This is a genomic window from Microbacterium foliorum (assembly GCF_003367705.1).
Lineage (GTDB): Bacteria > Actinomycetota > Actinomycetes > Actinomycetales > Microbacteriaceae > Microbacterium > Microbacterium foliorum.
The window spans coordinates 2,070,601-2,091,959 of the sequence record NZ_CP031425.1; the positions used below are offsets into that span (position 1 = coordinate 2,070,601).

The following is a 21,359-nucleotide window of genomic DNA, read 5'->3' on the forward strand; positions in this document are numbered from 1 at the left end:
ACTGTTCTCGATTCATCAGAAAGCTCGATTCATCAGGAGAGGCCTCGTCTCGGCTTCCGGTCTCGGGGTCCGGGGCGCTGAGCGCCCCTGCGCTCGGCGCGGTTGGCGAACTCGGCGGCTTGCTCGCGCTCGAAGCGCTGGGCGGTGCGCTGCTCGTCGTACTCGCTGTACGCGTCGACGATCCGACCCACGAGCGAATGACGCACGACGTCGTCGCTCGTGAGGCGGGCGAAGTGGATGTCGTCGATGCCGTCGAGCACGCGCGTCACGAGGCGGAGTCCCGACGATCCCTGGGGCAGGTCGACCTGGGTGATGTCACCGGTCACGACCATCTTCGAGCCGAAGCCCAGACGTGTGAGGAACATCTTCATCTGCTCAGGCGTGGTGTTCTGCGCCTCGTCGAGCACCACGAAGGAGTCGTTGAGTGTGCGCCCGCGCATGTAGGCGAGCGGTGCGACCTCGATGGTTCCGGTCGCCATCAGGCGCGGGACGATCTCGGGGTCCATCATCTCGTTCAGGGCATCGTAGAGCGGACGCAGGTACGGATCGATCTTGTCGGTCAGCGTTCCGGGCAGGAAGCCGAGCCGCTCCCCCGCCTCGACGGCGGGACGCGTCAGGATGATCCGGGTGACCTCCTTGCGCTGCAGCGCCTGCACGGCCTTCGCCATCGCCAGGTAGGTCTTGCCCGTACCGGCCGGACCGATGCCGAACACGATCGTGTTCTCCTCGATCGCGTCGACGTATTCCTTCTGTCCGACGGTCTTGGGGCGGATGACCTTTCCCCTCGTCGAGAGGATCGCCTCGCCGAGCACCTCGCTCGGTCGCGGACCGTCTTCGGCGCGCAGCATCCGTGCCGAGCTCGAGACGTCGCTGGGCGCGAGGTCATGGCCTGCCTTGGTCATGGTCAAAAGCTCCTCCACGAGATTCTTCGCCTTCGCCACGGCGTCGGCCGTGCCCGAGAGCGTGATCTCATTGCCGCGCACGAGAACCTGCACATCGGGATGCTCCTTCTCGAGCATCCGCAGCAGGCGGTCCTGCGGACCGAGCAGCCGCACCATGGCCACACCGTCCACCGCGATGGTCTCCCGCGCCGACGGGACGTCGGCCGGGTCGTGAGTGATGTCAGCGGCCAACGAGGTTCGTCTCCCGAAGGTCTCCGGCGAGGACGTGGGCGTGCACGTGCGGCACGGTCTGTCCTGAGTTCTCTCCCACATTGAAGAGGAGTCGGAAGTCGCCGTCGGCATGCTCCTGCGCGAGCCGACCGGCCATCGCGACCATCTCGGCGAGCAGGGCGGGGTCGTCGGCCGCGAGCTCGACGACGTCGGCGTACTCGCGCTTCGGGACGACCAGCAGGTGCAGCGCCGCCTGCGGGTTGATGTCGCGCAGGACGAAGAGCCGCTCGTCCTCGGCGACGATCTCACCGGGGATCTCACCGTTGAGGATGCGGGTGAAGAGAGAGGGTGCTGACATGCCCCCAGTTTAGTGGTTCCCCCTGCGGCGGTGGCGTGTCGGCCCTGCCCGGACGGGCGCCCGCCGACCACGCGCGACGCGCGGAATCCGGGCATGGCGATCAGCGCCGTGCCGCGTGGAGCGCTCGGGCTCGACGGCTAAGATGGGCAGACACCCATCGCTCGGCGTCATCGACGCGCCCCGTCCGTCGAGCAGCGAGGCCGCAGCGGCCGATGTCGGGGTGTACGAGAAACCGAGGTACAGGTGACGAAGCACGCGCTCTCCATGCAGGATGCGATCTTGAAGCTCCAGGAGTACTGGGCAGGCGTCGGCTGCATGGTGATGCAGCCTCTGAACGCAGAGGTCGGAGCCGGAACCGCGAACCCCTCGACCGCGCTCCGCGTGCTCGGTCCCGAGCCGTGGAAGGTCGCATACGTCGAGCCCAGCGTGCGCCCCGACGATTCGCGCTACGGACTGAACCCCAACCGTCTGCAGACGCACCACCAGTTCCAGGTCATCCTGAAGCCCGAACCGGGCAACCCTCAGGAGCTCTACCTCAAGAGCCTCGAAGCGATCGGCGTCGACCTGCACGCCCACGACGTCCGCTTCGTCGAAGACAACTGGGCCTCCCCCGCGCTCGGCGCCTGGGGGCTGGGCTGGGAGGTCTGGCTCGACGGCATGGAGATCACCCAGTTCACCTACTTCCAGCAGCTCGGCGGCCTCAACCTCAGCCCGATCCCGGTGGAGATCACCTACGGACTCGAGCGCATCCTGATGGCGCTCCAGGGCGTCGATCACTTCAAGGACATCGAGTACTCCGACGGCGTCTCCTACGGCGAGATCTTCGGCCAGTCCGAGTACGAGATGAGCCGGTACTACCTCGACGACGCCGACATCGAGACCTCTCGCGCGCTCTTCGACGCCTATGCCCTCGAGGCACGCAGGCTGGTCGAGAACCGCCTGCCCGTGCCCGCGTACAGCTTCGCCCTCAAGTGCAGCCACGCGTTCAACATCCTCGACGCACGCGGTGCCGTGAGCACGACCGAGCGCACCAAGGCCTTCTCGCTGATGCGCAACCTGGTCCGCGACTGTGCCCGTCTGTGGGTCGAGATCCGCGACGAGCTCGATCACCCGCTCGGTGTCGCTGAGGCTCCCGAGGCCCTCTCCCGCGCCGACGCGCCCACCGTGTCGCCCGATGCGGCCCCTGCGGATGTGCTGTTCGAGATCGGCCTCGAAGAGCTGCCCGCATCGGAGGTCCCCGCGATCACCGTCACCGTCCGCGAGCTGCTCACGACGGCCTTCGCGAGCACACGTCTGGCCTTCGACGACTTCCGCGTCGACAGCACGCCCCGTCGCGTCGTGGTGCGGATCTGGGGTGTGCCCGCCGTCGAGTCCGAACTCGAGCACGTCGCGCGCGGTCCTCGCTGGACCGCCGCCTTCGATGAGGCCGGCGCTCCGACGAACGCGCTGAACGGATTCCTTCGCAAGAACGGCGCCGCCGTCGAGGAGATCGTCGAGGTCGACGTCAACGGCGTGCGCCACGTCGCCGTCACCCGCACTCTCCCCGGGCGCCCCGTGACCGAGGTCCTGTCGACGGTGTTCGAGCAGGTCGTGGGCGGTCTGCGCGCAGACAAGAACATCCGCTGGTCCGACCCCGAGCTCAGCTACGCCCGCCCGATCCGCTGGCTCCTCGCTCTCTGGGGAACCGTCGAGATCCCGCTCGCCGTCTCGCAGGTGACGTCCGCGCGCACCACCCGCGTGCTCCGCACCAGTGAGCCGCCCGTTCGCGAGGTCGTGTCGCTGCAGGACTTCGACAGCATCCTGAGCGAAGAGCACATCATCCTCGACCGCGACGCGCGCCGAGGGCTCATCGTCGACGCCGCCGAGAAGCTGGCCGCATCCGTGGGCGGCACCATCGACATCGAGGGCGACGCCGGCCTGATCGACGAGATCACCGACCTGGTCGAAGCGCCGGGCCCGCTGCTGGGATCCTTCAGCGCCGAGTACCTCGAGGTGCCGTCGTCGGTGCTCACGACGGTGATGAAGAAGCACCAGCGCTATCTGCCGATCTGGGTCGACGGGGCGCTGAGCAACTCGTTCATCATCGTCGCCAACGGTCCGTTCGACGAAGCCGTGGTCCGCGGCGGCAACGAGAACGTCCTGCGTGCCCGGTTCGAGGATGCGAAGTTCTTCTGGCGCGCCGACCTCGAGAAGACCCCCGAGCAGTTCCGGTTGATGCTCGACAAGCTCCTCGTCGAGGACCGACTGGGATCCTTCCTCGACCGCTCGCGCCGCATCGAGGCGCTCGCCTCGGAGTTCGCCGAGATCGCCGACCTCGACGCGCAGACCGCCACGGTCGTCCGCTCGGCGGGTGCCGTCGCGAAGTTCGACCTCGCCTCGCAGCTCGTCATCGAGTTCTCCGGCCTCGCCGGCACCATGGCGAAGGAGTACGCCGCGCGCGCGGGCTACGACGAGGCCACCAGCACCGCCATCGAGGAGATGGAGCGACCGCGCTTCTCGGGCGCCGCTCTTCCCGAGACCGTGCCCGGTGCCGTGCTCTCGCTCGCCGATCGCTTCGACCTGCTCACCGGTCTGACGACCGTCGGCATCAGCTCGACAGGCAGCTCCGATCCGTTCGGCATCCGCCGGATCGCCGGCGGCATCATCGCCGTGCTGCGCAGCCGGCCCGAGCTGGGCATCTCGATCACCGAAGGCATCTCGCACGCGGCCTCCGGTCTCGCCGTGCAGGGGCTCGAGGTATCGGATGCCGTTCGCGCGGCCGTCCTCGACGTGCTGGGCAAGCGGTACTCGCAGCAGCTGACGTCAGAGGGGCACGAGATCGCCGTCGTGCGCGCCGCCCTGCCTCTCGTCGACAGCCCGAGTGCAGCGGATCATGCCATCGAGACGATCGAATCCTGGCTCGGCTCCGAGAACTTCACCGCGGAGTTCGAGGCCCTGCTGCGTGTCGTGAACATCACGCCGGCCGACGTCGCCGGGGAGATCGCCGAGGGCGGCTCCGCCGAAGACGCGGCGTTCGCCGCGGCGGTTCGTCGTTTCGACGACGCCCTGTCGGGTTCCGCAGGCATCGACGCTTTCCTGACCGCTCTGAGGGACCTCGCACCGCACATCGACCGCTTCTTCGGCGAGGTGCGGGTGCTCGACGACGATCCTCAGGTTCGTCGTGCGCGTCTAGGACTGCTCGGCGTCATCGCCGGTCACGCCAGGACGCAGGCGGACTGGGCAGAGCTCAAGCCGCTCGTCCCCTGACCCACCGCGTAGACGGGCACACGAACGAGGGTGCGCATCCATCGGATGCGCACCCTCTCGCGTTCACATTCTTCTGTTCACACTCTCGTCCGGCTATGACCGCGTCACCAGCGGCCGAGTGCGACCGAGAGCACCGCGATCGCGGCCGGACCGGCGGTCGAGGTGCGCAGAACCGTCCGCCCCAGCAGCATCCGCTCCGCTCCGGCATCGGAGAGTCGAGCGAGCTCGTCGTCGCCGATACCGCCTTCGGGACCGACCACCAGCACGAGATCACGGTCGTCGGGCTCGATGTCCGACAGGCGCGTCGGCGCACCGGGATCGAGCAGAAGCACCCGCTGCGTCGACGCGCGAACGGCGAGTTCGGCCGTCGTCACGGGAGCCGCGACCTCAGGAACCCATGAGCGGTGCGCCTGCTTCGCCGCCTCGCGGACGATGGTCGCCCACCGTTCGCGTCCCTTCACCGCCTTCGGTCCGTCCCACCGCGAGACGCTGCGAGCCGCCTGCCATGGAACGATCTCGTCGACGCCGAGTTCGCACGCCGCCTGCACGGCGAGCTCGTCGCGGTCGCCCTTCGCCAGCGCCTGCACCAGAACGATGCGGGGCCGCGGCGCGGGCTCTTCGGAGCGGGCGGACACCCGCACGTCGACAGCCGACGGCGACACCTGTTCTGCCACGCCGGTCAGCCAGACTCCCGCGCCGTCACCGATCGTCGCGGCCTCGCCGACGCGGAGCCGGCGGACGACCGCGGCGTGCTTGGCCTCGCCTCCCGTCAGCGTCACGACGTCGCCGACGGCCGCATCCGACGCGGAGGCGAGCAGGAAGTGCAGTGCCATCGGTGCCCTCCCGATCAGTGCGAACGGAAGCGGTCGCGGAGCTTCGAGAACAGGCCCTGCTGGAACTGCGCCAGCTGGGGCCCGGGAGCCTTCGTCTTCTTGGCGAAGTCCTCGATCAGCGCGCGCTGCGCCGAATCGAGCTTCGTGGGCGTGACCACCTGAACGCCCACCCGCAGGTCACCGCGCTGCGTGCCGCGCAGGGGCGTGATGCCACGCCCCTTGATCGTCAGCACGTCGCCGGACTGCACGCCGGATCGGATCTCGAGTTCGACCTCTCCGTCGAGTCCCTGGATCGTCGTCTCGGTGCCGAGCACGGCATCGGGCATCGACACCTCGAGGGTCGCGAGCAGGTCATCGCCGTCGCGGCTGAAGGACGGGTGCGGGTTGACCGTGACCTCGACGTACAGGTCGCCGTGCGGGCCGCCCGCCTTGCCGACCTCTCCGGAGCCGGGCAGCTGCAGACGCAGTCCGGTCTCCACACCTGCGGGGATGTCCAGCGAGACGGTGCGGCGGGAGCGCACACGTCCCTGTCCGCCGCACGTGCCGCAGGGGTACGGGATGGTCGTGCCGTAGCCCTCGCAGGTACCGCAGGGCTGGGAGGTGACGACGTTGCCGAGCAGGCTGCGCACCTGTCGCTGCACGTGGCCGGATCCGCCGCAGATGTCGCAGGTGACAGGCGAGGTGCCCTCCTGGCAGCACGATCCGTTGCAGGTCTCGCACAGCACGGCCGTGTCGACCTCGATGTCGCGGTGGGCGCCGAAGACCACATCGCCCAGGTCGAGGGTGACGCGCACCAGCGCATCCTGTCCGCGCTCGCGTCGTGACCGGGGACGCGCTGCGCGCCCTCCGCCCTGACCGGCACCGAAGAACGTCTCGAAGATGTCGCCGAAACCGCCGAAGCCGCCGAAGTTCCCCGCCGCCCCGTCGCCGCCGCCCATGTCATAACGACGTCGGGAGTCGTCGTCGCTCAGCACGTCGTAGGCATGCGTGACGAGCTTGAACTTCTCGGCCGCATCGTCACCGGGGTTCACGTCGGGGTGAAGCTGACGGGCGAGGCGTCGGTATGCCTTCTTGATCTCGTCGGTGGAGGCGTCGCGGGAGACGCCCAATACCTCATAGTGGTCTGCCACGTTGGCCCTTCCAGGTGTGTCGTTCTGTGAGCGCCCGCGTCAGCGGGACGCCTCGTCTTCGTCGAGCATCCGCGACAGATAGCGGGCCACGGCCCGCGCTGCCGCCAGATTGCTCGGATAGTCCATGCGCGTCGGGCCCATCACACCGACCCGCGCCATGCCGCTGGGCGCCGCGTAATTGCTCGCGACGATCGACGCCTCGCCGAGCCCGAACGAGGCGTTCTCGGTGCCGATGCTGGCCGCGAGACCGTGGGAATCGGCTTCCATCTCGCTCATCAGCCGCAGCAGGGTCACCTGCTCCTCGATGGCCTCGAGAAGCGGGTGGATGCTGCCGCGGAAGTCCTGCTCGCGCCGGGCCAGAGTGGCGGCCCCCGCCATGACCAGTCGTTCCTGCCGGAACTCGCCGAGCTCTTCGATGATGATGGCCGCGAGGGCGCGAAGAGCAAGGTCGTCGGAATGCTCGTCCGCGGCGAGCAGGGCCTGCAGCCGATCGGCGGCATCGCTCACCGCGCGCTGCGTGATCAGGGCCGACAGCCGCGCGCGCAGCAGCGCCATGTCGGTCTCGTCGACGTCGACCGGCAGCGGAGCCATGCGCTGCGACACTCCCCCGGCGTCGGTGACCAGCACGATGAGCAGACGATTGGGTGCCAGCGCCACGAGCTCGATGTGCGTCAGTCGTGCGCGAGCGAACGACGGGTACTGCGCGAGAGCGACCTGTCCGGTGAGCTGCGTGAGCACGCGGACGGTGCGCACCATGAGGTCGTCGAGATCGGCTGGAGCCGTGAGGAAGGACTCGATCGCCGTGCGCTGAGCGACGGTCAGCGGACGCAGCTGGGCGAGATGATCGACGAAGACGCGGTATCCCTTGTCGGTGGGCACACGCCCCGACGAGGTGTGCGGCGCGGTGATCAGCTCTTCATCTTCGAGCAGCGCCATGTCGTTGCGGATCGTCGCCGCCGACACTCCGAAAGAGTGGCGGTCGACGATCGAACGGCTGCCGACCGGTTCGTGCGTCTCGACGTAGTCCTGCACGATCGCCCGGAGAACCTGGAGGCCTCTTTCACTGACCATCGCAACTCCCTCCCTCTGGCACTCACTGACTTCGAGTGCCAATTCTACCCGCCGAGGCGGGCGCCGCGCTGATCGCCCTACGATGACGGGTATGAGTGTCGCGCCGCAGGTCACCGTGTCCGCCGGAATCGTGCGCGGCGAGGCTGTCGACGGGGTGCACCGATACCTCGGAATCCCGTACGCCGCCGCCCCGTTCGGGCCGAACCGCTTCAGGGCTCCTCGGTCGACTCCCGCGTGGCAGGGCGTCCGCGACGCCGTGAGTTTCGGACCGACCTCCCCTCAGCATCCGTACCCCGGCGCCATCGGCGATCTGCTCGGTTCGGTCGAGATCCCCGGAGACGAGATCCTCTCGGTCAACATCTGGGCTCCGGACGATGCGGACGGTGCACCGGTCGTGCTCTGGATCCATGGAGGCGCACTCGAGCGAGGCACCGCCGCACTCCCCCTGTACGACGGATCCGGGTTCGCTCGGGCGGGCATCGTGTTCGCCTCGATCAACTACCGCCTGGGATCCGAGGGCTTCTCGGTGCTCACGGGGGCTCCCCGCAACCTGGGACTCCAGGACGCCGCCGCGGGACTCGCCTGGGTGCACGAGGAGATCGCGTCGTTCGGCGGCGATCCCTCGCAGATCACCGTCATGGGCGAATCCGCCGGCGGCGCCATCGTCGCCGGTCTGCTCGCCGTCGCCTCGTCGCGAGAGCTGATCGCTCGGGCGATCATCGAGTCCGGACCACTCGAGGCGCAGACCCCGAAGAAGGCCGGGCGTGTCACGGCGCAGCTGGCGAAGCGGCTCGGTATCAGGGCCGACCGCGCGAGCTTCCTCGGAGCATCTCCCGCGAAGCTGCTCCATGCGCGACGGCAGCAGTCCTCCGGCTCCTCTCCTCTGGGTGGGGCGCCCGGATTCCAGTTCGCCGTGGACGCCGAGTCGCTGCCTCGCTCGCCCCACGAGGTGCTCGCCGACACGGACCTCCCGCTGCTCATCGGCAGCAACACCGATGAATACCGACTCTGGTTCCCTCCGGCTGCGCTGGCGGGAATCAGCGAGGCGAAGCTCCTGCTCGCACGACTCGCTCTGCGGATCCCGCGAAAAGCGGTCGCGGCCTATCGATCGGCCTTCCCCGGCGCCTCCACCGGCGAGATCTTCGGCCAGCTCGCCACCGACATCATGCTCCGTGCGCCGCTGACCCGACTGGCGCTTTCGCGTCACGCGCCCACGTTCGTCTACGAGTTCGCATGGCAGAGCCGAGTCCGCGACCTGCGTGCGGCACACGCCCTGGAGCTCGGCTTCGTGTTCGATCGCCTCGGCGACCCCGAGGCGCAGCGGCTCGCCGGACAGGATGCCCCGCAGAGACTCGCTGAAGAGATGCACAGAGCATGGATCTCGTTCATCAAGACCGGCGACCCCGGGTGGCCGGAGTTCGGCACGGAGAGGACCACTCGCCTGTTCGACACCGAGAGCTCCACCGTCACGCAGCGCCGGACGGACGCCCTCGACATGCTGCCCTAGCGGTCCCCGGCAGGATCAGTCCGTGAGCTCGCGCACGACCGCGTCGGCGAGCAGGCGTCCGCGGAGGGTGAGCTGCACCCTTCCGTGCATCGCCGCACCGGGGTCGACGAGACCGTCGGCGATCAGCCCGGCGACGCGCGCACGCCTCTCGGCCGGCAGGTCTGCGACGGCGATCCCCTCACGGATGCGACTCAGCAGCAGCACCCGCTCCAGCGTGCGCGACGCCTCGTCCGGCCGCTCCGTGCCCGCGGCGGGCGACTCGGCGGCGGCGAGCCGCTGGGCGTAGGCGGCGGGATGCTTGACGTTCCACCAGCGCAGACCAGCGACGTGGCTGTGCGCACCGGGCCCGAAACCCCACCAGTCGTTGCCCCGCCAGTAGGCGAGGTTGTGCCGGGACCGCTGCTGCTCGGAGCGCGACCAGTTGCTCACCTCGTACCAGTCGAAACCGGCGGCGGCGAGACGGGCGTCGGCCAGCTCGTACATGTCGGCCTGCAGGTCGTCGTCGGGGGCGGGCACCTCGCCGCGGCGGATCTGACGGGCGAGCTTGGTGCCGTCCTCGATGATCAGCGCGTAGGCCGAGATGTGATCCGAGTCCAGCGCGAGGGCCGCATCGAGCGAGGCCTCCCAGTCGCCGAGAGTCTCCCCCGGAGCGCCGTAGATGAGGTCGACGCTCACCGCGAGCCCCGCCTCCTTCGCCGCGGCGACGGCCGTCGTGACGTTGTCGGGGTGGTGCGTCCGGTCCAGCGCCGCCAGCACGTGCGGCACGGCCGACTGCATGCCGATGGAGAGGCGCGTGACCCCTGCATCCGCCAGCGTGCGCGCGACCTGCGGTGTCACCGTGTCGGGATTCGCCTCGACGGTGACCTCGGCGCCGTCGACCAGCCCGAAGGCGTCCGTCGCCGCATCGAGCATCCGCGCGAGGTCGCCGGCGGGGAGCAGCGTGGGCGTGCCGCCACCGAAGAAGACCGTGTCCATCGCACGGAGGGCACCGGCATCGGCGAGCACCCGTCGTGCGAGGTCGATCTCGCCGATCAGCGTCGTGGCGTAGTCCTCCTGCTTCGCTCCGCGGAGCTCGCTCGACGTGTACGTGTTGAAGTCGCAGTAGCCGCACCGGACACGGCAGAACGGCACGTGCAGGTATGCCGAGAAGGGCACTGCGGGGTCGACGGAGAGATCCGACGGCAGGTGCCCGTCGGTCGGGGCCGGGTCTCCGAGCGGCAGAGGACCGGCCATCAGTGACGCACGGCCATCAGACCGGAGTCGCGTAGAGCGGCGAGATGGCCCGCAGGTAGCGGGAGAAGAGCTCTCGGCGGCGACGCTTCACCAGCGGAGGCACGAGGCGGTAGAGCAGGGAGTTCGGCGCATCGAAGGCGCGCACCGAGAACCAGACCTCGTCGTTGTCCTCGCGCCAGTCGATGTCGAAGGACTCCTCACCGCGCACGACGGAACCGCCGACCGTGCCCAGCACGAAGCCGATGCGGCGCTTCTCCTCGGTGACCGAGATGACGCGCAGCTCGGCATCCGCGCGCATGCCCGCGACCCGCCCGTGCAGCTTCAGGGTCATGCCCGGGCCGGCGAACGGCGTGCCCTCGGCATCGAAGCGCTGTTCGACGTCGTTCTTGCTCGGCGCGATCGGGGTGCCCTCCGCGTCGAAGCTCACGCCGGCGTACGCCGGACCCGGTGCCGGCCGCACATCGTCGACTTTCAGTCCGGATGCCCGCTGCGCGGTCCACGTGAGAAGCGACTCGCCCGCGGACTGGAACCGCTCGAAGCCGCTCCCGATCCGCCACGAGTTCTCCGCCGGGAGGCTGCGCTCCGGCGGGTACTGCATCAGATCGGGCGCGTGGGTCGCACCCACGGCCGCATAGTCCACCGTGTCGTCTCGGAAAGTCCCGCGCCGCATGAGAACCAGCCTACTTGTCGTTGCCTGGACGATCACCCTCACGCGCCGAGCACCGCCCGACGCGCGAGCCCACTACTTCTTGTCCTTGCCCTCGACGTCGCCGGAGAGCGCCGCGATGAACGCCTCCTGGGGGACCTCGACGCGGCCGACCATCTTCATGCGCTTCTTGCCCTCCTTCTGCTTCTCGAGGAGCTTCCGCTTGCGGCTGATGTCACCGCCGTAGCACTTGGCGAGCACGTCCTTGCGCAGCGCCCTGATCGTCTCGCGGGCGATGATCCTAGCACCGATGGCGGCCTGGATCGGCACCTCGAAGTTCTGGCGAGGGATGAGCTTGCGCAGTCGCTCCGTCATGAGCGTGCCGTAGGCATAGGCCTTGTCACGGTGGACGATCGAGCTGAACGCATCGACCTTGTCGCCCTGCAGCAGGATGTCGACCTTCACGAGGTCCGCTTCCTGCTGTCCGGCGGGCTCGTAGTCGAGCGAGGCGTAGCCCTGGGTCTTGGACTTCAGCTGGTCGAAGAAGTCGAAGACGATCTCTCCGAGCGGCATCATGTAGCGCAGCTCGACCCGCTCCTCGGAGAAGTACTCCATGCCCAGCAGCGCACCGCGGCGTGTCTGGCACAGCTCCATGACGGTTCCGACGTAGTCCTTCGGAAGCAGGATGGCGGTCTTCACCATCGGCTCGGAGACCGAGCCGATGCGCCCGTCGGGGTACTCGCTCGGATTCGTGACCGTCACGGTCTCACCCGTGTCCGAGGTGAGCACTTCGTAGATCACGCTGGGCGCCGTGGTGATGAGGTCGAGACCGAACTCGCGCTCCAGGCGCTCGGTGATGATCTCGAGGTGCAGCAGGCCGAGGAATCCGCAGCGGAAGCCGAATCCGAGGGCCACGGACGTCTCCGGCTCGTACTGCAGGGACGCATCGGACAGCTTGAGCTTGTCGAGCGCCTCGCGAAGGTCGGCGTAGTCGCTGCCGTCGATCGGGTAGACGCCCGAGAACACCATCGGCTTGGGATCGGTGTAGCCGGGGAGCGCATCGGTCGCGGGCTTGCGCGCCGTCGTGATCGTGTCTCCGACCTTCGAGAGGCGCACATCCTTCACACCGGTGATGAGATAGCCGACCTCGCCGACGCCGAGCCCCTTCGTGGGCACGGGCTCCGGGCTCGACACGCCGACCTCGAGCGCCTCGTGAGTCGCGCCCGTGGACATCATCTGGATGCGCTCGCGCGGAGAGAGGCCGCCGTCGATCATGCGGACGTAGGTGACGACGCCGCGGTACGCGTCGTACACGGAGTCGAAGATCATCGCGCGCGCCGGGGCGTCGGCGTCGCCGACCGGGGCCGGGATGTCCCGCACGAGACGGTCGAGGAGCTCCTCGACGCCCACACCGGTCTTGCCGGACACGCGCAGGACGTCTTCGGGCTTGCCTCCGATGAGGGACGCGAGCTCCTTGGCGTACTTGTCCGGATCGGCCGCAGGCAGGTCGATCTTGTTCAGCACCGGGATGATGTGCAGATCGTTCTCGAGCGCCAGGTACAGGTTCGCCAGCGTCTGGGCCTCGATGCCCTGTGCCGCGTCGACGAGCAGGATCGCGCCCTCGCAGGCGGCGAGAGAACGCGACACCTCATAGGTGAAGTCCACATGGCCGGGGGTGTCGATCATGTTGAGGGCGAACACCTCCTCCGGTCCCTGAGCGTCACGAAGAGCCCACGGCATCCGCACGGCCTGGCTCTTGATGGTGATGCCGCGCTCGCGCTCGATGTCCATGCGGTCCAGGTACTGGGCGCGCATGTCGCGATCCGAGACCACGCCGGTGATCTGGAGCATGCGGTCGGCGAGGGTCGACTTGCCGTGGTCGATGTGGGCGATGATGCAGAAGTTGCGGATCTGCTTCGCGGGCGTGGCGGCAGGCTGAAGCGGAGTGAGAGCGCGTGGGGACATGTCCCGTCGATTCTACGGTGAGGCGAGGCTAATGCCCGATTCATCGGATCCGGTGTTAGTCTTCCGAGGTTGCCCGGGGGCCATCCGTGACACCGGATCCCGTGAGCGATAGGACTCCGTCACAGACAAGGTGAAGGCGTCGCGTCGCGCAGATCGGCAGATGGTGATTGACTGTCTCTTCGACTCAGCGTTGCGTCGGCAGATCCCGAGCGCGTCTGAACAAGAGAAAGAATCATCACCTTGATCAAGTATCTGTTGCGTCGAGCGGTCGGCTGGTTGCTCATGATCGTGATTGCGACCAACGTCACCTACTTCCTGGCGTGGAGCTTTCTGGATCCCCGGAGCAATTACGTCGGACGACGCCCCCCGCTCAGCCCCGACGAGATCACCCGGATGCTGGAGCCGTTCAATCTGAGCGACACCGTCCCGCTGGTCGAGCGATGGTGGACCTGGTTCAGCGGCATCCTCTTCCGCTGGGACTGGGGCCAGAGCCCCGTCGGTCAGTCGGTGAACGACCAGATCGCCTACCGCATGTGGGTGTCCGCAGAGCTCGTGATCGGCGCCACCATCCTCGGAGCCGTGCTCGGTATCGGACTCGGCGTCTACACCGCCTCGCGCCAGTACAAGCTCGGTGACCGCATCGGTCAGGCCACGTCCATCGTCACGATGAACATCCCGATCGTCGTCGCGGCGCTCGGCATCGTGCTCCTCGCCATCGCCTTCAACGAGTGGGTGGGTGTGCGCGTCTTCTACGTGACGGGCGCAGGCAGCAAGGGAGTCGAGGGCTTCTTCCCCTACCTCCTCGACAAGCTGCAGCATCTGACGCTGCCGACCATCGCGCTCGTCTTCACGGGCTACGCGAACTACCACCTGCTGCAGCGCTCGCTCCTGCTGGACAACATCAAGGCCGACTATGTGCGCACCGCACGCGCGAAGGGTCTGACCAAGCAGCAGGCGATCCGCAAGCACGCACTCCGTCCCTCGCTCATCCCGGTGGCCACACAGCTCGCCTTCACGATCCCCACCGTCTTCACCGGCGCGATCCTCACGGAGTCGATCTTCGGTTGGAACGGCATGGGCAAGTACTTCATCGACACGATCAGCAAGAACGACGTGCATGGTGTGGTCGCCGTCGCGGCCTTCGGTGCCGTGCTCACCGCCATCGGCGCGATCCTCGCGGACATCGCCGTCGTCGCCCTCGATCCGCGAGTGAGAGTGAGCTGACATGACCACGGAAATGATCGACCCCACGCTGCACCCGGATGAGCCTCAGGTGCCGGCCGCTGTCCAGCGCAAACGGATGTCGACCTTCAACCTCTACTACCGCCGCTTCATGCGGAACAGGCCAGCGGTCTTCGGAGTGTTCGTCTTCATCGCCCTCGTGCTCTTCTCGATCATCGGGCCTCTGGTCGCCAAGTACGACCACATCTACCTCGACTTCCTGAACCTCGGCACCCCGCCGTCGGCCGAGCACTGGTTCGGCACGACTCCGGCCGGCAACGACCTGTTCGCTCAGGCATCGATCGGGCTGCAGCGCTCGCTCATGATCGCCGTCACGGTGTCGGTCGGCACGACAGTCCTCTCGGCCATCGTCGGCACGGCCGCGGCCTACTTCGGTGGGCGCGTCGAGCGTTGGACCCTGCTCCTCATCCACTTCCTCATGGTGATCCCGACCTTCCTGATCCTCGCGCTGGTGTCGAACACCGCCGGCGGCGACTGGCGGGTCATCGCGCTCGCGCTCATCTTCATCGGCTGGTTCTTCCAGGCCAGGGTCATCTGGACCATGGCGCTCTCCCTTCGTGAGAGGGAGTACGTGGAGGCCGCCCGGTACATGGGTGTGCGCGGAATGAGGATCGTCATGCGACACCTCATCCCGAACATCGGTTCGCTGCTCGTCATCAACTTCACCCTCGGAGTCGTGGCGGCCGTCATGACCGAGACCGGACTGTCGTTCATCGGCTTCGGCGTCAAGATCCCCGACGTGTCACTCGGCTCGCTCATCGGCAGCGGCGCCAACAGCATCACCAGCGCGCCGTGGCTGTTCTACTTCCCCGCCATCGCCCTCGTCATGCTCACCGTCTCGATGGCGCTCGTGGCTGATGGCCTGCGCGACGCGCTCGATCCCACCTCTGCGGCAGGAGGCCGCGCATGAGCACCTACTCTGCAACCACAGTCCTTTCCGTCCGAGACCTGAGCGTCAGCTTCCCCTCCGAAGCGGGTCGCGTCGACGCCGTGCGCGGCGTCTCCTTCGACCTCGAGGCGGGCAAGACGCTCGGCATCGTGGGCGAGTCCGGATCGGGCAAGTCGGTCACGTCCCTGGCGATCATGGGCCTGCTCGACGACAACGCGAAGGTCACCGGCTCGATCGTCTTCGACGGCCAGGAGCTGCTCGGCAAGAGCGACAAGCAGATGTCGATGATCCGCGGCAACGGCATGACGATGGTGTTCCAGGATCCGCTCACCTCGCTCACCCCGGTGTTCACGATCGGCGACCAGCTGATCGAGGCGCTCACGGTGCACCGCAACCTCTCGAAGCGCGAGTCCTGGGATCGATCCGTCGAGCTGCTCACCCTGGTCGGGATTCCCGAGCCGGAGAAGCGGATGAAGTCCTTCCCGCACGAATTCTCGGGCGGTATGCGTCAGCGCGTCGTGATCGCGATCGCGATGGCGAACAACCCGAAGCTGATCATCTGCGACGAGCCGACGACCGCTCTCGACGTCACGATCCAGGCGCAGATCCTCGATCTGATCGAGAAGGCGCAGGGCGAGACGGGTGCCGCGGTGATCATGATCACCCACGACATGGGTGTGGTCGCGCGCACCGCCGACGACGTCATCGTGATGTACGCCGGCAAACCCGTCGAGCACGCCGAGGCGCGGGAGCTGTTCCACCGCACCCGGATGCCGTACTCGATCGGACTCCTCGGCGCGATCCCCCGCGTCGACAAGGCCGAGAAGCAGCCCCTCGTCCCGATCAAGGGCAACCCGCCGTTGCTCATCGATCTGCCGGACGCCTGTCCGTTCGCCGACCGGTGCCCCATCGTCATGGACGCGTGCCGCACGCGGGAGCCCGAGCTGCTGCCCGTCACCACCGGAACGGATGCCGCGCACAGCGCCGCATGCATCCGTGCGAACGAGATCGAGGACGGCGGTCTGATCGGCGGTCTGCCGGTGTTCCCCATTCCGGTGATCCCCGAGAGCGACCTGACGCGCACTCCGCGCGAGCAGCGACCGGTGACCCTCGAGGTCCGCAATCTCAACAAGACCTTCTCGCTGATGAAGGGCGCCATCTTCAAGCGCAAGGTCGGCGAGGTGCACGCAGTCAAGGGCCTCACCTTCGATGTTCGCGAGGGCGAGACGATGGCCATCGTCGGTGAGTCCGGGTCGGGCAAGACCACGACGCTGCTGCAGATCATGGACTTCGCCAAGCAGGACGACGGCGACATCATCGTGGCAGGCACCAGCGTCGGATCGATCACGAGCGGCAAGCAGGAGCGAGCGCTGAGGCGCGATATCCAGATCGTCTTCCAGGACCCGATGGGCGCCCTCGACCCGCGTATGACCGTGAGCGCGATCATCGCCGAGCCGATGATCGCCATCGGTGTCAAGCGAGAAGACGCTCACCGTCGAGTCCAGGAGCTGATGGACCTCGTGGGGCTGAACCCCGCGCACCTCGACCGGTTCCCCGGAGCGTTCTCCGGCGGACAGCGACAGCGCATCGGCATCGCCCGCGCACTCTCGACGAATCCGAAGATCGTCGTCCTCGACGAGCCGGTATCCGCGCTCGACGTCTCCATCCAGGCCGGCGTCATCAACCTCCTCGATGAGCTGAAGGTCAAGCTCGGCCTGTCGTACCTGTTCGTCGCACACGACCTCTCGGTGGTCCGTCACATCGCCGACCGCGTCGCTGTCATGTACCTCGGCGAGTTCGTCGAGCACGGCGATGTCGACGACGTGTTCGACAACCCCCAGCACCCCTACACGCAAGCGCTGCTGTCGGCGATCCCCGTCCCGGACCCCGACATCGAGCGCAGTCGTCAGCGTGTTGTCTTCGATGCGGAGACGATGTCGACCCGACCGCTCGTCTCCTGAGCTGCCCCGGTCACTGTCCGATAACGGTTACGGGATATTCACTCGTGCACCCGAGCCTTTCGGGCGAAAGCGAACTAATCTCCCATCTATGACTACGCCGAAAGGCGAAAGGAGCACCATGAAAGGCACCACGAAGCTGATGGGCGTTATCGCTCTCAGCGGCGCCCTGGCACTCGCGATCAGCGGATGTGCAGCAGGCGGCACGAGCGGAACCGATGGCGGCAACGAGCCCCAGGAGACCAAGTCTGCGGATTACAACCCGCAGCCCCGCGAGAACCTGAAGGAAGGAGGCGAGGTCCACTTCGGCATCAACGAGATCACTCCGCAGATGAACCCGTTCAACGGCAACGGCAGCGCTGACACGACGCGCCTCGCCCAGTGGTACAACCCGCAGGTGTTCCTGATGTCGCCCGAGGGCGAAGTCTCGGCGAACCCGGCGTACCTCGACGACTGGGACATCAGCGAGAAGGACGGCAAGACCGTCATCACGATGAAGGTCAACGAGAAGGCTGTCTGGAACGACGGCACGCCGATCGACTACACCGCGTTCGCAGCCACCTGGAAGGCGAACAGCGGCGAGGACGAGGCCTACGAAGCCAGCGCGACGGACGGCTACAAGGAGATCGAGTCGGTCGAGCCCGGCGAGACCGACAAGGACGTCATCGTGACGTTCAAGGGCGAGTTCGCCTGGCCGAGCATGCCGTTCCTCAACGGCATCCTGAACCCGGCGGTCAATTCGCCGGAGGTCTTCAACACCGCGTACATCGAGAACGCGCACCCCGAGTGGGGCGCCGGTCCGTACAAGCTGACCGACTTCGACATCAACGGCCAGACCGTCACCTTCGAACCGAACGAGAAGTGGTGGGGCAACGCACCGCTGCTCGACAAGGTGACCTTCACGGGCCTCGACGCCTCCGCCTCGATCAACGCCTTCAAGAACGGCGAGATCGACATGGTCGGCACCAACACGAAGGATCGCCTGGCACAGGTCGCCGACATGAAGGACGTCACGACCTACCGTTCGCAGCAGACCGCGAAGACGATCATCATCCTGGACGCCGAGAAGCCGCAGCTGAAGGACATCGCCGTACGCCAGGCGTTCTTCATGGCGATCGACGTCGACCAGCAGAAGCAGATCGCGTGGAACGGCCTCGACTACGAGGAAGCTCCCGCCGGCTCGCTGAACATGTACGACTTCCAGGACGGATACAAGGACTCGTTCTCCGAGGCCGGCCTGAAGTTCGACGTAGACGCCGCCAAGAAGCTGCTGGACGACGCCGGCTGGACCGAGGGCTCAGACGGCATCCGCGAGAAGGATGGCGTCAAGCTCGAGATCGTCTACCCGGTTCACAGCGATGACCCGACGATCGAGGCCCTCGCCAAGGCGCTGCAGCAGCAGGAGAAGGCCATCGGCATCGACCTGCAGATCGAGAAGCGCGCACCCGCGGACTTCTCGACCGACTTCAGCACGAAGAACTGGGACGGATTCTCGCTGCGGTTCACCGACTCCGACCCGTTCGGACCGCTGTACTTCTGCCAGCTCTACTGCTCCGACAGCAGCCTGAACCTGTCCGGAACCGGCACCGCCGAGATCGACGAGAAGATCAAGGACCAGGTCGAGTCGCAGACGACGGCCGAGGACTGGACCGCCGCGACGATGAAGCTCGAGCCGGACATCATCAAGGAGACCTGGGGCGTCATCCCGCTCTACAACGGTCCCTCGATCTTCACGGTCAAGGACGGCCTCGCCAACCTGACCCCCGAGCCCTACGTCGGACTGGACCTCTTCGGAGTGTCTCCGGTCGAGAACGTCGGCTGGGAGAAGTAACTCCTCTCTACGAAGCGGGGTCGGTGGTCATCCACCGGCCCCGCTTTCTCTATGCTGAACGCGTGAGCGTCCAGATCGTCCTCGTGCACGGCATCCGCACGTCCGCGACCATGTGGCGCTCGCAGCTCGCCTTTCTCCGCGAGCAGGGCATCCCCGCCGTCGCGGTGGACCTGCCCGGGCACGGCTCGCGGATGGCCGAGGACTTCACCCTCCATGAAGCACTGCACACGATCGATGTCGCGGTCCGCGATGCCGCGACCCGCGGGCCCGTGCTCCTGGTGGGTCATTCGATGGGCGGTCTGCTCTGCCTGGCCTACGTCGGAGGTGCCGATGCTCCCCGCGTGGCGGGGCTGATCGCCGCGTCGTGCACGTCACTCCCCCGCGGCGCCGGGCTGGCGGCCTACCGCGCGATCGCCCGCGCCGTCGACAGACTGCCCGACCGGGGCATGTGGATCACCGCGCGCATCCTCGAGGCGACCATCCCCGAGGAGACGCGCTCCGACTTCGCTGCGGGCGGCTACGCCCTCGACACTCAGGACACGGCGCTGCGCACCCTCGCCGCTCTCGATCTCGCGACCGCGGTGTCCAGGATCGACGTGCCGCTGTGGTTCGTCAACGGACAGTGGGATCAGCTGCGGGTCAATGAGGCGCTGTTCCGCCGTCTCGCGCCGCATGCCGAGCTCATCGTCGTCCCCCGCACCACTCACCTGGTCACCGCGATGCGGCCGCAGATCTTCAACGCCGTGCTGCGTCTGGGCATCGCGACCATCGAGAGGGATGCTAGGCCGGCGGCAGAGGATGCCGGGCGGTCTGCCGGGCCAGGGCGGTGAGTGCACCACCCACGAGCGACAGCACGGCGGCGGCGACGAATACGAGCCAGAAGCCGCCGACCAGTGCGACGAGGCCCGCCCCCAGCACCGGACCGATGAGCTGTCCGAGCGCAGCCGTCACGGAGACGATCCCGAGATCGCGCGCATGGTCCTTCTCGTCCGGGAGCAGATCAGCGGCGAACGCGAGTCCGACGGTCGAGAACGCGCCGTAGCCGAGCCCCATGAGAGCGGCGGCCACCATCGTCGCCTCGAATGTCGGCACCACGGCGATCACCACACCTGAGGCCGCCTGCACGAGCGTGGCCGCGACGGTCAGGGTGCGTCGGTCGCCGGTGCGGTCCGACAGGATGCCGGTACCCACCGCCGCGAGAACCACGAACAGCGTGTAGACGACGATCAGGAGCAGAAGGTTGTCCTGAGCGACGGTCGTCTCCTGATGCAGCCCGTGCAGGAGGAAGAAGAGGAACAGGGCGGTGCCGAGCGCGTTGCCGATGTTCGTCACGAGCCGGCCAGCCAGCATCCAGGCGAAGTCCCGATCCCGCAGCGAGGCGAGCAGCCGCCGGTCGCCCCGGGCAGCCACGGGCTCGGCGGCGGCCCATTCGGTGGTGGGTCGCACGGAGGCCGGTTCGGCGGGGGCCGGCGGGTCGGGCAGGAGCAGCGCCGCCGCCGACCCGACCAGGGCGATCACGGCGGCGAGCAGCAGATATCCCTCGCGGATGCCGAGGCCCAGCAGCACGACGAGGCCGACGCCGAGCACGATTCCGACCGCCTGACTCGATCCGACGGCAGCGGATGCCGCGCCGCGCTGCGTCGAGGGCAGCTGATCGGCGATCAACGCGGTGAACGCGGCGGACGACACAGCCACACCGATGGAGACGCCGACCCAGGCGCCACCGACGGCCCAAGCCCCCTCGCTGAACCCCGTGACGATCAGGAACGCGGAGGTGCACAGCACCCCGCCCAGAGCCCACGGGCGTCGACGATGGCGTCCGCGGCGGGTGCGGTCCGAGAGCGTGCCCGCGACGGGGCCGGCCACGATCCCCGCCAGCCCGCCGATGCCGAGCACGAAGCCCGAGGAGATGACTCCGGGGATCCAGTCCTCATCAGAGGTGTTGAGCTGCAGCGGGAGCAGAAGCTGTACCGGTGTCAGCTGCACCGTCCAGATCGCCAGCCACGCCAGGGTGAACACGGTCATCCACCGCGCCCCGATTCCGCGCGCCGCGCTCATCGATGTCCGCAGTGACGGTGGGGAGGGCGCATGAGGTTCCTCGGCAGGGGTCGGGATCAAAGTGTCCGGTCATGATGATCATGCACCCAGACCCCGGCCGCGCGCGATGGGACGTTCCGGATCGACACCGGCAGATCCTCCCGCAGGCGGTGTCGGGCGATGCGCCCGATTGCTGGTAGAGTTGGTTCTTGGCTTGCGTGTGGGTTCTTCCCTCACGACCGCCGTGTGGAAGCCCTCTTCTTCTGCCGGCATCTCCTAACAACTCCGTACAGAAAGCGTC

Annotated in this window: 16 protein-coding genes; 7 read left to right on the forward strand and 9 right to left on the reverse strand. The window is 67.6% G+C overall.

What is annotated here, in order from left to right; genetic code table 11:
• Positions 1-32: 32 nt before the first annotated feature.
• On the reverse strand, positions 33-1,058 hold the full coding sequence (locus DXT68_RS09730; RefSeq protein WP_230111551.1) for a PhoH family protein: 1,026 nt from the start codon (positions 1,056-1,058) through the stop codon (positions 33-35).
• A gap of 64 nt (positions 1,059-1,122) precedes the next feature.
• The gene (locus tag DXT68_RS09735; RefSeq protein WP_045254597.1) at positions 1,123-1,470 is read right to left on the reverse strand and encodes an HIT domain-containing protein; all 348 of its coding nucleotides are present in this window, start codon (positions 1,468-1,470) and stop codon (positions 1,123-1,125) included.
• A gap of 243 nt (positions 1,471-1,713) precedes the next feature.
• Between DXT68_RS09735 and DXT68_RS09740 the strand changes: the two genes are divergently transcribed.
• Positions 1,714-4,716: a glycine--tRNA ligase gene (locus DXT68_RS09740; RefSeq protein WP_208856524.1), complete on the forward strand. Its 3,003-nt coding sequence runs from the start codon at positions 1,714-1,716 to the stop codon at positions 4,714-4,716.
• 104 nt (positions 4,717-4,820) lie between these two features.
• Here the strand turns inward: DXT68_RS09740 and DXT68_RS09745 are convergent, their stop codons facing one another.
• Genes DXT68_RS09745 through hrcA form a run of 3 tightly spaced genes read right to left on the reverse strand, consistent with a single transcriptional unit; the run spans position 4,821 to position 7,750 of the window.
• Positions 4,821-5,549, reverse strand: coding sequence for a 16S rRNA (uracil(1498)-N(3))-methyltransferase (locus tag DXT68_RS09745; protein WP_045254598.1), 729 nt, complete (start codon positions 5,547-5,549; stop codon positions 4,821-4,823).
• 14 nt (positions 5,550-5,563) lie between these two features.
• Complete coding sequence (gene dnaJ / locus DXT68_RS09750) at positions 5,564-6,679, reverse strand: molecular chaperone DnaJ (protein ID WP_045254599.1); 1,116 nt, start codon at positions 6,677-6,679, stop codon at positions 5,564-5,566.
• 39 nt (positions 6,680-6,718) lie between these two features.
• A complete protein-coding gene (hrcA, locus tag DXT68_RS09755; RefSeq protein WP_045254600.1) occupies positions 6,719-7,750 on the reverse strand; it encodes a heat-inducible transcriptional repressor HrcA in 1,032 nt (343 codons plus the stop codon).
• Positions 7,751-7,841: 91 nt separating this feature from the next.
• On the opposite strand from hrcA, the gene DXT68_RS09760 reads away from it, so the two are divergent.
• Positions 7,842-9,257, forward strand: a complete 1,416-nt coding sequence (locus DXT68_RS09760; RefSeq protein WP_052677767.1) for a carboxylesterase/lipase family protein — start codon at positions 7,842-7,844, stop codon at positions 9,255-9,257.
• 15 nt (positions 9,258-9,272) lie between these two features.
• On the opposite strand, the gene hemW is transcribed toward DXT68_RS09760, so the two are convergent.
• From hemW to lepA, 3 genes are all read right to left on the reverse strand, one after another.
• A complete protein-coding gene (gene hemW, locus DXT68_RS09765) occupies positions 9,273-10,490 on the reverse strand; it encodes a radical SAM family heme chaperone HemW (RefSeq protein ID WP_045254602.1) in 1,218 nt (405 codons plus the stop codon).
• 16 nt (positions 10,491-10,506) lie between these two features.
• Positions 10,507-11,160, reverse strand: a complete 654-nt coding sequence (locus DXT68_RS09770; RefSeq protein WP_045254603.1) for a DUF1990 domain-containing protein — start codon at positions 11,158-11,160, stop codon at positions 10,507-10,509.
• Positions 11,161-11,232: 72 nt separating this feature from the next.
• Positions 11,233-13,101 carry a translation elongation factor 4 gene (gene lepA / locus DXT68_RS09775; protein ID WP_045254604.1) on the reverse strand — a complete coding sequence of 623 codons (1,869 nt, stop codon included), beginning with the start codon at positions 13,099-13,101 and terminating at the stop codon, positions 11,233-11,235.
• Between the two features lie 240 nt (positions 13,102-13,341).
• On the opposite strand from lepA, the gene DXT68_RS09780 reads away from it, so the two are divergent.
• The 5 genes from DXT68_RS09780 to DXT68_RS09800 all read left to right on the forward strand — a co-directional run bounded on the left by DXT68_RS09780 (position 13,342) and on the right by DXT68_RS09800 (position 19,851).
• The gene (locus DXT68_RS09780; RefSeq protein ID WP_045254605.1) at positions 13,342-14,325 is read left to right on the forward strand and encodes an ABC transporter permease; all 984 of its coding nucleotides are present in this window, start codon (positions 13,342-13,344) and stop codon (positions 14,323-14,325) included.
• A gap of 1 nt (position 14,326) precedes the next feature.
• Positions 14,327-15,253 (forward strand): ABC transporter permease, encoded by a 927-nt coding sequence (locus tag DXT68_RS09785; protein ID WP_082068963.1) that lies wholly within the window; start codon positions 14,327-14,329, stop codon positions 15,251-15,253.
• Complete coding sequence (locus DXT68_RS09790; RefSeq protein ID WP_045254606.1) at positions 15,250-17,193, forward strand: ABC transporter ATP-binding protein; 1,944 nt, start codon at positions 15,250-15,252, stop codon at positions 17,191-17,193. Before DXT68_RS09785 ends, DXT68_RS09790 begins: the two co-directional genes overlap by 4 nt.
• 118 nt (positions 17,194-17,311) lie before the next feature.
• A complete protein-coding gene (locus tag DXT68_RS09795; RefSeq protein ID WP_045254607.1) occupies positions 17,312-19,021 on the forward strand; it encodes an ABC transporter family substrate-binding protein in 1,710 nt (569 codons plus the stop codon).
• A 62-nt stretch (positions 19,022-19,083) separates the two neighbouring features.
• Positions 19,084-19,851 (forward strand): alpha/beta fold hydrolase, encoded by a 768-nt coding sequence (locus DXT68_RS09800; RefSeq protein WP_045254608.1) that lies wholly within the window; start codon positions 19,084-19,086, stop codon positions 19,849-19,851.
• Here DXT68_RS09800 and DXT68_RS09805 read toward each other — a convergent pair.
• The gene (locus DXT68_RS09805; RefSeq protein WP_082068964.1) at positions 19,802-21,046 is read right to left on the reverse strand and encodes an MFS transporter; all 1,245 of its coding nucleotides are present in this window, start codon (positions 21,044-21,046) and stop codon (positions 19,802-19,804) included. The two genes, DXT68_RS09800 and DXT68_RS09805, sit on opposite strands and share 50 nt — an antisense overlap.
• Between the last annotated feature and the right edge of the window lie 313 nt (positions 21,047-21,359).